13 protein-coding genes are annotated in these 11,216 nt (G+C 70.9%); 3 read left to right on the top strand and 10 right to left on the bottom strand.

The window, feature by feature from the left end:
• Positions 1-110: 110 nt before the first annotated feature.
• Positions 111-1,340 (bottom strand): CaiB/BaiF CoA transferase family protein, encoded by a 1,230-nt coding sequence (locus AC07PV_RS07865; protein WP_494629887.1) that lies wholly within the window; start codon positions 1,338-1,340, stop codon positions 111-113.
• Positions 1,333-2,265 (bottom strand): hydroxymethylglutaryl-CoA lyase, encoded by a 933-nt coding sequence (locus tag AC07PV_RS07860; protein ID WP_494629885.1) that lies wholly within the window; start codon positions 2,263-2,265, stop codon positions 1,333-1,335. Before AC07PV_RS07860 ends, AC07PV_RS07865 begins: the two co-directional genes overlap by 8 nt.
• 159 nt (positions 2,266-2,424) lie before the next feature.
• Between AC07PV_RS07860 and AC07PV_RS07855 the strand changes: the two genes are divergently transcribed.
• Both AC07PV_RS07855 and ocd read left to right on the top strand, forming a co-directional pair.
• On the top strand, positions 2,425-3,153 hold the full coding sequence (locus AC07PV_RS07855; RefSeq protein ID WP_369641251.1) for an IclR family transcriptional regulator: 729 nt from the start codon (positions 2,425-2,427) through the stop codon (positions 3,151-3,153).
• A 159-nt stretch (positions 3,154-3,312) separates the two neighbouring features.
• Complete coding sequence (ocd, locus tag AC07PV_RS07850; RefSeq protein WP_218297268.1) at positions 3,313-4,374, top strand: ornithine cyclodeaminase; 1,062 nt, start codon at positions 3,313-3,315, stop codon at positions 4,372-4,374.
• A gap of 16 nt (positions 4,375-4,390) precedes the next feature.
• Here the strand turns inward: ocd and AC07PV_RS07845 are convergent, their stop codons facing one another.
• From AC07PV_RS07845 to AC07PV_RS07835, 3 genes are read right to left on the bottom strand one after another with little or no spacing between them, the layout of a single operon-like run.
• Positions 4,391-5,089 carry a nitroreductase gene (locus AC07PV_RS07845; protein ID WP_218341402.1) on the bottom strand — a complete coding sequence of 233 codons (699 nt, stop codon included), beginning with the start codon at positions 5,087-5,089 and terminating at the stop codon, positions 4,391-4,393.
• A 17-nt stretch (positions 5,090-5,106) separates the two neighbouring features.
• Positions 5,107-5,514, bottom strand: coding sequence for a polyhydroxyalkanoic acid system family protein (locus tag AC07PV_RS07840; RefSeq protein WP_218341403.1), 408 nt, complete (start codon positions 5,512-5,514; stop codon positions 5,107-5,109).
• A gap of 11 nt (positions 5,515-5,525) precedes the next feature.
• Positions 5,526-6,680, bottom strand: coding sequence for an aminopeptidase (locus AC07PV_RS07835; RefSeq protein ID WP_494629883.1), 1,155 nt, complete (start codon positions 6,678-6,680; stop codon positions 5,526-5,528).
• A 76-nt stretch (positions 6,681-6,756) separates the two neighbouring features.
• On the opposite strand from AC07PV_RS07835, the gene AC07PV_RS07830 reads away from it, so the two are divergent.
• On the top strand, positions 6,757-7,422 hold the full coding sequence (locus AC07PV_RS07830) for a DNA-3-methyladenine glycosylase I (RefSeq protein WP_370627866.1): 666 nt from the start codon (positions 6,757-6,759) through the stop codon (positions 7,420-7,422).
• Here the strand turns inward: AC07PV_RS07830 and AC07PV_RS07825 are convergent, their stop codons facing one another.
• From AC07PV_RS07825 to phnF, 5 genes are read right to left on the bottom strand one after another with little or no spacing between them, the layout of a single operon-like run.
• Positions 7,423-8,616, bottom strand: a complete 1,194-nt coding sequence (locus tag AC07PV_RS07825) for an MFS transporter (protein ID WP_218341406.1) — start codon at positions 8,614-8,616, stop codon at positions 7,423-7,425.
• Between the two features lie 21 nt (positions 8,617-8,637).
• Positions 8,638-9,060: an arsenate reductase (glutaredoxin) gene (gene arsC / locus AC07PV_RS07820; protein WP_218297262.1), complete on the bottom strand. Its 423-nt coding sequence runs from the start codon at positions 9,058-9,060 to the stop codon at positions 8,638-8,640.
• Complete coding sequence (gene phnN / locus AC07PV_RS07815) at positions 9,057-9,683, bottom strand: phosphonate metabolism protein/1,5-bisphosphokinase (PRPP-forming) PhnN (protein WP_369641257.1); 627 nt, start codon at positions 9,681-9,683, stop codon at positions 9,057-9,059. The genes arsC and phnN overlap by 4 nt, the downstream gene beginning before the upstream one ends.
• Positions 9,680-10,414 (bottom strand): DUF1045 domain-containing protein, encoded by a 735-nt coding sequence (locus AC07PV_RS07810; RefSeq protein ID WP_494629882.1) that lies wholly within the window; start codon positions 10,412-10,414, stop codon positions 9,680-9,682. Before AC07PV_RS07810 ends, phnN begins: the two co-directional genes overlap by 4 nt.
• Entirely contained in the window at positions 10,404-11,171 is a 768-nt protein-coding gene (phnF, locus tag AC07PV_RS07805) for a phosphonate metabolism transcriptional regulator PhnF (protein ID WP_494629881.1), read from the bottom strand. Before phnF ends, AC07PV_RS07810 begins: the two co-directional genes overlap by 11 nt.
• Positions 11,172-11,216: the final 45 nt, after the last annotated feature.

Raw genomic sequence — 11,216 nt, 5'->3', positions numbered from 1 at the left:
CACGGTGACACTGGTCTGGGCCCTGCCCCTTGGTGGGCGGGCTGGCGGAGTCAAAAACAAGCGGCCTCGGCCGCTTGTTTGTTGGCAGGCCCTCAGCAACCAGAGAAAAATCAGGCGCTACCGCTTGCTGGGTAAGCGCCAAGCGCTTCAATTTTTATAGCGTCGTAACCCAGCTCGGCCAGCAGCTCCGCATTGTGCTCACCCACCCGGGGCGGCGAGAGGCGCACGCCGGGGCGCTGGCCGTCCATGGCCAGCGGCAGCAGCACCGTCTGGGTGGCGCGGCCGTCGGGCAGGGTCATGGGGGCGAGGGCGCCGGTGGCGTTCAGGTGCGGGTCGGTGAGCAGGTCCTCTGGCCGCGTGATGGGCGCAAAGGGCAGGGCGTGGCGCTCGAACACGTCGGCCAGGTGCGCGGCGCTGTAGGGCGCGAGCCGCTCGCGCAGCAGCGGCATCATCCAGGCGCGTTCGCGCACGCGGTCGTTGTTGCTGGCCAGGCGCGGGTCGGCCTTCAGGTCGGCAAAGCCGAAGGCATCGCAGAACACCGCCCAGGCGCCATCGCTCACCACGGCCAGGAAGATCTGCTCGCCGTCCTTCACCTGGAACACGTCGTAGATCGCCCAGGCCGAGATGCGCGCGGGCATGGGGGCGGCCGGCTGGCCGGTGACGGCGAACTGCATGATGTGCTGCGCGACGAGGAACACGTTGTTCTCGAACAGCGCGCTCTGCACCTCCTGGCCGCGCCCGGTCTTCTCGCGCTGTGCGAGCGCGGCCATGGCGCCGATCGCGCCGAACATGCCGCCCATGATGTCGTTCACGCTGGTGCCCGCGCGCAGCGGGTCGCCGGGCCGGCCGGTCATGTAGGCCAGGCCGCCCATCATCTGCACCACTTCATCCAGGGCGGTGCGGTGGTCGTACGGGCCGGGCAGAAAGCCCTTGTGGCTCACGTAGATGAGGCGCGGGTTCAGGGCCTTCAGGCTCGCGTAGTCCAGTCCCAGCTTCTGCATGGTGCCGGGCTTGAAGTTCTCGCTCACGATGTCGGCCGTGGCGATCAGGCGCAGCACGGCCTCCTTGCCCTCGGGGGTTTCCAGGTCCAGCGCCAGGCTCTTCTTGTTGCGGTTGAACAGCGGGAAGAAGCCCGCCCCCGACCCGCGCAGCTTGCGCGTGGCATCGCCCTCGCGGCCATGGCCGATGGGCTCGACCTTGATGACCTCGGCCCCCAGGTCGGCCAGCACCAGGCCGCAGGTGGGGCCCATGACCATGTGGGTGAACTCCACCACGCGGATGCCGGTGTAGGGCAGGGCGGTCCGGCAGCCGCCTGGGGCGCTCTCGTTGTTTTCAGGCATGTGGTGTCTCCTGGGTCCAGCCCTTGGGCAGGCCCGCTTCGGGCGTCATGCCGTACACCGGTTCGCCGGGCAGCCCGGCCTGCAGGGGGATGCGCGCGGCGAACAGCCGTGCCAGGTCCACGCCGGTGGTCACGCCCATGGCCTCGAACATGAACACCAGGTCTTCGGTGACCACGTTGCCGGAGGCTCCGGGCGCATAGGGGCAGCCGCCCAGGCCGCCCAGCGATGCGTCGAAGGTGCGCACGCCCACGTCGTATGCGGCCAGGCAGTTGGCCAGGCCCAGGCCGCGCGTGTTGTGCATGTGGGCCGCGCCCGCGCGCGGGCCGATCTCGCTGCGCAGCCGCGTGAACAGGCGGCGCACCTGCGCGGGGTTGGCCATGCCGGTGGTGTCCGACAGGCCGACCTCGTCCACGCCCGCCGCCACGCAACTGGCGGCCAGGCGGATCACGTCGTCCTCGGGCACCTCGCCCTGCAGCGTGCAGCCGAACGCGGTGGAAATGCCCACTTCCACCAGCACCTGTGGCGCGGTCTCGGCGCGCAGGCGGGTGATGGCGTGCAGCTCGTCCACCATGGCGTCCGGGCTCTTGCGCACGTTGGCCAGTGAATGCGCCGCGCTGGCCGACACGGGCAGCGTGATCTTGTGCACGCCGCTGGCCAGCGCGGCCTCCGCGCCGCGCAGGTTGGGCACCAGGGCCATCACGGTGATGCCGGGGTGGGTGAGCGCGTGGCGCACCACCTCGGCCACGTCGGCCATCTGCGGCAGCAGCCGCGCGGGCACGAAGGAGCCGACTTCAATTTCGCGCAGGCCCGCCGCCACGAGCGCGTCGATCCAGCGCAGCTTGTACTGCGTGGGCATGGTGGCTTTCACGGACTGCAGGCCGTCGCGCGGGCCTACTTCGCTGATGAGGATGTCGGGGACGGGCATGGGCGGATTCCTGCGGGGCTGGCCGAGCGCCGGGGCTTGACGCTGCGGAGGGTTGTCGTTCTAATAGATGGAACGAAGTTCTTTCTATTGAAATGATTGACGGTTTGCGCTTTCGCGTCAAGCCCCCGCCCCTGCGTCCTGTTTCCACCCCGCGCCCGCATGCCCCGCAAATCCGCCCATGAATCCCTGGCCGATGCCGATGCCGCCCCGGGCGGCGTGGCGGCCGTGGACCGCGCGCTCACGCTGCTGGGTGCGTTCCGGCAGGGCGACGGTGCCCTGCCGCTCGCGGAACTGGCCGCGCGCACGCAGCTGCACAAGAGCACGGCGCTGCGCCTGCTCGCATCGCTGGAGCATGCACGGTGGGTGCAGCGGCTCGCGGACGGCCGCTACGCCCTGGGCCCCGAGGTGGCGCGGCTGTATGCGCTGTACGCCGCCGCGTTCTCCCTCGACCGGGTGGTGCTGCCGGTGCTGCGCGATCTGGTGGCCGCGACGGGCGAAAGCGCGGCCTACCACGTGCGCCAGGGGGACGTGCGCCTGTGCCAGTTCCGGGTGGATTCGCCACACCCCGTGCGCGACCACATCCGCGCGGGCGATCTGCTGCCGCTCGAGCGCGGCACGGGCGGGCGGGTGCTGGTGGCGTTCGATCCGGCGCCCGGGCGCGTGCTGGGCGCGCGGGACCGCGCGCTGCATGCGCGCATCCGGGCCGATGGCTATGCCGCCAGCGTGGGCGACCGGCTCGACGAGGTCGCCGGAATCTCGGCACCGGTGTTCCATGCCGATGGCAGCCTGGCGGCGGCGGTCACGCTGACCATGCCCGCGCACCGCTATGACGAGCGCTACGTGAAGCCGGTGCTGGAGGCGGCACGCCGCCTGAACGGGCAGGTGTAGCCAGAAGAGGCTGAGACAGAGGTGGTGCGCGGGATTGGGCAGAAGGGCAGTTTGCGCTGCCGTTTCGCCAACCCGGCCTGCAATATGCGGCAGTTCTGGCGATTCACATTGCTGCGGAGCTCCGGGAAACTTGTCCCATCCCTTACGGAGACAAGCACCATGCGTTCCCAGAACACCTTCACCACCCTGTACCTCAGCGCGCCCGATGTCATCGACCTGGTGCGCCGCAAGGGCATCGAGGCCTGCCTGCGCGGCATCGCCGACAACATCCATGCCGATTTCCTGCGCTGGCAGGCGTTCGACAAGTCGGCGCGCGTGGCCAGCCATTCGCGGGACGGCGTGATCGAGCTCATGCCCATCGCCGACGGGGAGACGTATGCCTTCAAGTACGTCAACGGCCACCCGCGCAACACCCGGCTGGGCCTGTCGACCGTGATGGCGTTCGGCGTGCTGGCCGACGTGGCCACGGGGGCGCCCCTGCTGCTGAGCGAGCTCACGCTCACCACGGCGCTGCGCACGGCCGCCATGTCGGCGGTGGCCGCACGTGCCCTGGCACGCCCCGGCGCGCGCACCATGGCGCTCATCGGCAACGGTGCGCAAAGCGAGTTCCAGGCGCTGGCGTTCCACCACCTGCTGGGCGTCGACACGCTGCGGCTGTTCGACACCGACCCGGCCGCCACCGCCAAGCTGCAGGCCAACCTGCAGGGCGGCGGCCTGCGCACCGTGGCCTGCGCCAGCGCGGCCGAGGCCGTGCGCGGCGCCGACATCGTGACCACGGTGACGGCCGACAAGACCAACGCCACCATCCTCACGCCGGACATGCTGGCGCCCGGCATGCACATCAATGCGGTGGGCGGCGACTGCCCCGGCAAGACGGAGCTGCATGCCGACGTGTTGCGCCAGGCGCAGGTGTTCGTCGAATATGCGCCGCAGACGCGCATCGAGGGCGATATCCAGCAACTGCCGTCCGACTTCGCGGTGACCGAGTTGTGGGAGGTGCTGGCGGGCCGCCTGCCGGGCCGCGGCAGCGATGCGCAGGTGACCGTGTTCGACTCGGTGGGCTTCGCGCTGGAGGATTTTTCCGCGCTGCGGTTCATGCGCCATGCCGCGGCCGAACTGGGGGTGGGCCAGCCCATCGAACTCATCCCCGAACTGTCCGACCCCAAGAACCTGTTTGGCGTGCTGCACGCGCGCGGCCCCTTGCTGCGCGCGGCGGCCTGAGGACGTGCCCGCCCCGTCAGTCGCGCCACACCACGCTGTCGGCAGGGTCTGCCCGCGTGGTGCGAAAGTGGTTGGCGGGGTGCGCGGGGTCGGCCAGGCCGAACGAGATGCCGCAGACGATGGTGCGGTCCGCGCCGATGCCCAGCACCTCGCGCAGCACGCCGGGGTACGAGGCCAGCGCGGCCTGCGCGATGGAGCCCACGCCCAGGCTGTGCGCGGCCAGCATGAAGCTTGACACGTACGCGCCGCAGTCCACCGCGCCATAGACGCCCAGCGCCTCATCGCTGCTGACGATGGCCACATGCGGCGCGCCGAACATCGTGAAGTTCTGCGCCGCCTGTTGCGCCGAGGCCTCGCGGTCGCCCTTGGCGATGCCCAGGGCCTCGTACAGTCCCCAGCCGCATTCACGCCGCCGCTCCTGGTACACGCCCCGGTATTCGCGGGGCCAGGGCAGGTCGGGCGCAGGGGCTGCCGCGGACATGTGCGACTGCAGTGCGCCGCGCAGGCGCTCGAGCGTGGCGCCGCTGGCAATGGTGAGCTGCCAGGGCTGCGCGTTGCACCACGAGGCCGTGCGTTGCGCGGTGGCCAGGATGGCTTGCATGGTGGTGCGCGGCAGGGGTTCGGGCAGAAAGGCGCGGCAGCTGTAGCGGGTGTGAAGCAGCGCGGACAGGGTGTCGAACGCCGGGCTGTGGGCGGCGGTGGCGGTGGATGTCATGGTCCGGGCCCTGGCGGCTACGCCTTCTTGGCCTTGGCCGCAGGTTTGGCCGCCGCCTTGGTACCCGGCTTGCCGGCGCCCGCCTCTGCCGCGTGTTTCTTCTTGTCGGTGGCGGGCTTCTTGGTGCCGGGGTGGGGCGCATTGAGCAGGGCATCGAGCTGTTCGCCAATTTCGGCCTCGATGCGGTCCTTGAACGCGCCGAACAGAAAACCCAGCTGGGCCTTCATCTCGAACTGCCGCGCGTCCACGAGCAGCGTGCCCTTGACGCCCGAGCGCGTGAAGGTGAGCGTGTCTTCGGTGTCGCCCTCTTCATAGACACATTCCATGTCGAATTTTTCCTCGGCCTTCTCGGCCCAGGAGAAGGCGATCTTGCGGGCCTCTTTCAGGCCCAGGTGGTGTTCGCGATGGATGTGGATGTCAGGCACAGGGTGTCTCCTTAAGAGGATTTTTGTGGGGGCTGCGCGGGCAGCAGGGCACGCAAGGCCTCGCGGCGCTGCGGCTGGGGCTGCTGCGCCAGCTGCCGTACGGCATCATAAAACCGGGGCCAGTCGCGGCCCTGCTGTTCGAACAGGGCCTCGAACGCGGGCACGAGTTCGTCGTAGGCCGCCTGGGCGGCAAAGCTCGCGTTGTTGGCCTTGGCCACCCAGCGGTCGTAGCCTGCCACCTGGGCCGTGGTGACCGAAGGCTGGGTGCCCGAAGCCGTGCCCAGCCACTGCGCGCGCAGTTGGGCGTAGCGCCCGCGGAATGCCTGCATTGCTTCATTTTTAATAGCATTCAGCGCTTGATCGTCCAGCGCCAGGGCATCTTTTTGTGCATAGATGGCGGCCAGCTGCTCGCGCGTGGCGCGCGTGAGCGCGCGGAACGCGCCGCGCCGCGCCTCGCTGGTGGCGTAGGCCTCGCGCGCCTGGGGGGTGGAATGGGTGGCCAGCCACCGCGCCACGCCAATGCGTTCGACCGCCGTGGCAAAGGACTCGTTGAACAGCGTGTCCCCTTCGGCATACACCACCTGGTGCGCCAGTTCGTGGAACAGCAGGCGCACGAAGTCGCCCTCGGGCCAGGAGATGAAGGTGGAAAGCAGCGGGTCGCCCCCCGCCCAGTTCATGTAGCCCAGCGTGGAGTACGCGGGCACGCCGTACACCTCCACCTCCAGCCCCTGCGCGGCGAGCTGGTCGGCCTCGGCCTGGGCGTCGGCCTGGGCGAAGTAGCCGCGGTAGCCGATGCAGCCCGTGACCGGAAAGCACCAGGTGTGCAGCGTGAGCGCGTGCGGCGGCGCGGCCACCACGTTCCACACGGCGGCGGGGCGTTTCAGGTCGGCGTAGCGGCGGTAGCTTGCGTTGTCGGGCAGGCCCAGCTCGGCCACGGCGAAGGCCCGGGCGCGCTGCGCCAGCTGCAGGCGCTCGCGCAGCGCGGGCGCGATGTCGGTGCGTGCCACCCAGCGGTCGATGGGCTCGGCCGACTGCATGAGTTCCAGGTGCCCCACCATGGACTGCCAGTAGTAGCCCAGCGAACCGGTCGTGCTGGCACACCCGGACAGTGCAAGGCAAAGCAACGGGGCGGACACGGCCCGCAGGCGGGGGAGAAACTGGCGCATGGGGGCAGTTTATGGGCAGAAGATCGCGCCGGGCGTCCGAATGGTTGTCAGCAGCGTGGCCGGTGCAGTTTCTAGAATGCGGCGCATGACCGCCGAACCCACCCCCGACCTGCCTGCCGGCCTGTTCGCCGACGAGGCCGGTTGCCCGCGCTGCGCCTGGTGCCAGGCCACGCCCTTCTACCGCCACTACCACGACCACGAATGGGGCTTTCCCGTGGCGGACGACCGGCGGCTGTTCGAGAAGATCTGCCTGGAGGGTTTTCAGTCGGGCCTGAGCTGGCTCACCATCCTGAACAAGCGCGAGGGCTTTCGCGCGGCGTTTGCCCACTTCGACGCGGAGCAGGTCGCCGCCTTCGGCCCGGCCGACGTCGAGCGCCTGGTGCAGGACGCGGCCATCGTGCGCCACCGGGGCAAGATCGAGTCCACCATCAACAACGCGCGGCGCGTGCTGGAGCTGCGGCGCGAGTTCGGATCGCTGGCGCACTACGCCTGGCGCTATGAGCCTTCCTCCGCCGACCGGCCCGGGCGCCTCACGCGCGAGGTGGCGCGCACCCTGTCCACTTCGCCCGCGTCCATCGCCCTGTCCAAGGACCTGAAAAAACGCGGCTGGAGTTTCGTGGGCCCCACCACGGTGTACGCCTTCATGCAGGCCATGGGGCTCGTGAACGACCACCTGGAAGGCTGCCATTCGCGCGCCACGGCGCTGCGGGCGCGCGCGGAGTTTGTGCCGCCGCGCGGCTGATCAGGGCCGCGCCACCGGCCGCAGAACCCACAGCGCCGCCAGCGCCGCGAGGCCTAGCAGCGTGGTGGCCCACAGGGCGGCTGCGCCCACGCCATCGAGCAGCATGCCGAACAGCACCGGCGCGAAGGCCTGCGCCACGCGGGCGGGCACCATCATCAGGCCCTGGCGCGCGCCGTAGCCGGCGGGCCCGAACAACACCAGCGGCAGCGTGCCCTTGGCGATGGTCAGGATGCCGTTGCCGGCCCCGTGCAGCACGGTGAACACCAGCGCGGCCGGGCCGCCCACCACCATGAGCAAGGCCGCGCCCACCGGGTGGGCCGCGGCCGCCAGCTGCGCAGACAGCAAGGGGTGCAGGCGGCGCAGGAAGCCGAACTCCAGCAACCGCGCCGCCACCTGGGCCGGGCCGACCAGCGCGGCCAGGGCCACCGCCGCCTGCAGCGAGGTGCCGCTGGCCTGCAGCAGGCGCGGCAGGTGGGCGGCCATGGCCGTGCTGGTGAACCAGGTGACGGCGAAAACGAAGGACAGCAGCACGGTGGTGCGCACAGCGTGGCCTGGCGCAGGCACTGCGGGCGCCACCGGCGTGGCGGCGGGGGCGGCGCCCGCTGGTGCGGCCGGGGCATGCTCGCCGGGCGCGGTGCGGGGCAGCCAGCCATTCAGCGGCACGCCCACCAGCAGGTGCAGCGCGGCCCAGCCCGCGCACGCGCCGCGCCAGCCCCAGTGCACCTCCATCCAGGCCGACAGCGGCCAGCCCACCGTGCTGGCAAAGCCCGCGATCAGCGTGATGCCGGTGATGGCGCCGCGCGCGCCCTGCCCATACAGGCGCACCAGCGTGGCAAAGGCCGCTTCGTACAGGCCCGATCCCATGGCCACGCCCATCAGCACCCAGGCGGCAAACAGGCCCACCGGGCCCTGTGCCAGTGCCATGCCCGCCAGGCTGGTGGCAAACAGCAGGTTGGTGCCCACCAGCACCGGCCGGCCGCCATGGCGGTCGATGGTCCGGCCCGCCAGCGGCCCCAGCAGGGCGGACACGATGAGCGCCAGCGAGAACGCGGCGAACACGGTGGGCGTGGCCACGCCCAGGTCGCGCGCCATGGGCACGGCCAGCATGGCGGGCAGGTAGTAGGACGAGGCCCAGGCCAGGGTCTGGGCCGTGCCCAGGCGCGCCACGGTCCAGCGCTGTGGCGCGGCGCTCATGCCGTGCGAGGCGCCACGGTCTCAGACACGCTGGCCCTGGGCGTTGACGACGACCTCGCCATCTTCCTTGGTGAAGGCGCCTTGCTGGGGCGAGGGCAGGATGTCCAGCACCTTTTCCGAGGGACGGCACAGCCGCGTGCCCAGCGGCGTTGCGACGAGGGGGCGGTTGATGAGGATGGGGTGGGCCAGCATCGCGTCGATCAGCTGGTCATCGGTGACGCCGGGCGCATCCAGTTGCAGTTCGGTGAAAACCGCTTCCTTGGTGCGCACGGCGTTGATCACGGGCTCGCCCGTGGCGGCGATCAGCGCCAGCAGCGTGGCGCGGTCGGGCGGGGTCTTGAGGTATTCGATGACTTCCGGTTCGGCGCCGCTGTTGCGGATCATGGCCAGCGTGTTGCGGGACGTGCCGCATTTTGGGTTGTGATAGATGGTGATGGCGGTCATGGTGGGGCGTGGTGGTTTGCTGACGAAGGGGCGGTGTGAAGACCTGAAAGTTTGCCACCGTGCGCGGGCCAGCCCGGCAACCGCTTCAGCGCGTGCAGCAGTTGCTGGCCGGCGTCGTTCAGCGCTCCGTCGTTGCGCACTTCCAGGCTGGCCGCGCCCGGGGGCGGCATGAACGCCGCCGCACGCTGCACGCGGGCCTCCACCTCCCCGGGGGTCTCGCGGCCGCGCGAAAGCAGCCGCTCGCGCAGTACGTGCGGGCTGGCGGTGATGTGCACGGCCACCAGGTCGGGGAACCGCGCCAGTGCATCGGCCAGGTAGGCGCGCGAACCGTTGAGCAGCACCCATTGGCCGTGGGCCAGTGGCGCGAGCTGCGCGGCCCGGATGCCATAGCCCAGGCCGTTGGCCTCCCAGTGCAGGGCAAACGCCTGCTCACCGCGCAGCGCCGCGAAGGCCTCGGGCGGCACGCTCTCGTGCGCCTCGCCGCCGGGAGCAGCGGGGCGGCTGATGGTGCGCCGTGCCCAGTGCACGGGGCAGGGGGCGGGCAGGTGCGCGTGCAGCCAGCCGAGAAGGCTGTCCTTGCCCGCGCCGGAAGGGCCCATGAAGTACACCAGCCGGGCCGTCATGCGCCCAGCTCCAGGTGGTCCAGCAGCACGAAGTCGGCGCCCGGCGCGGGCTCGGCGAACAGTGCCAGGCTGTTGAAGCGCAGCGGGGGCAGGTCGGCGAAGAACTGCTCGGCCGCATCGAGCACCAGTTCCACGGTGTCTTCACGCTCGCCCGCGAGGGATCCGGTCAGTGACAGGTGGAAGCGGAACTCCTCCAGCACGAAGGGATAGCCCCACTGCTGCAACAGCGCATCCTGCCGGGGCGTGAGCCCGGCCGCGCGGCGGCGCGCCAGGTCGCTGGCGGACAGGGGCGCCGCCAGCGGCTGCAGCTGCGTCACGCAGGCGGCGGCTGCGGCCTGGATCTCGGCGTTGGCCGGGTGCGAGGGCATGGGCACCAGCGCGAGGAAGTCGTCGATGCGCTGGACCTGCAGGGGCGGCATGCTGAAGGGGCGCAGGCTGTCGGCCAGCGTCTGCACGGCATGCTGCAGCGTGAGCCAGTCCACCCCCGGCGCCAGCGCGAACGGCGCCTTGAGCGTGGCGTGCCAGCCATAGCGGCGCGGCGCGGCGGTCAGGCGCTCCAGTTCTTCCTTGGCCACGCCGTGGATGTCCAGTTGTGGCAGGGGCCGCAGCAGCGCCGCGCAGCGGCCCAGCCAGTGGCTGCCGGCCAGCCAGGCCAGGGTGCCGGGGTGGGGAGCGAAGTACACCGCATAGCGGTGGGCCGCCGTGGAGGCCGTGGCGTGGTTATTCGTCATGGGTGATGGTGAGTTTGACGCGGTCGCCCGCAAACCAGGCGCGCGCCCATTCAATGGGCGTGCCGGCCAGGTCCACATTCAGGCTCTCGACCAGCAGCACCGGGCGCGCGGCGGGCTGGCGCAGCTCGGCGGCCACGGCGGCATCGGGCAGCTCGGCGGTGATGCGGCTCTCGCGCCGCGTGTAGTCGGCCACGCCATGCGCGGTGAAGCCGGCGGTGATGGAGCCGGTCTCGCGCACCACGGCCGCCAGGCCCGCGAAGCGGGGCAGGGGAAAGTAGCGCTCGCTCACGTGCAGCGGCTGGCCCTCGGCCTGGCCGATCACGCGCAATTGCAGCAGCGGGCTGCGCGTCGGCACCTGCAGGGCCTTGGCCAGCGCGGCCGTGGCGCGCACCGTCTGTTCCTGCAGCACCACCAGGCTGCCGCGCAGGCCGGCGTGCGCCAGGCCCTGCTGGTGGCGCACGCGCTTGCCCAGCGCCAGGTCCACCGCGAAGTCCTCCACGTAGGTGCCGCTGCCCTGGGTGATGCGCACCAGCCCCTGGCTGCACAGGCTGGCCAGCGAGCGGCGGATGGTGTGGCGGTTCACCCCGAACTGCTCGGCCAGTGCGTGCTCCGAGGGCAGGCGCTGGCCCGGGGGGTAGATGCCGCTGCCGATGGCCTCGGCCAGTTCGGCGGCGATGCGGGTCCAGAAGCTGTCGCGTGCCGGGCGTGCGGCAGGGGCGGGGTGGGCAAGAACTTGTGTGCTGGTGGTGGCTGTCATGAAACCTACATGCGCGCTGTCTAAGCTGGCGCCAGTTGTTCAATT

The organism is Acidovorax sp. GW821-FHT09A11 (assembly GCF_059418365.1).
The sequence above is the reverse complement of the archived record's forward strand: the minus strand, read 5'-3'. Positions and strand labels throughout refer to the sequence as shown.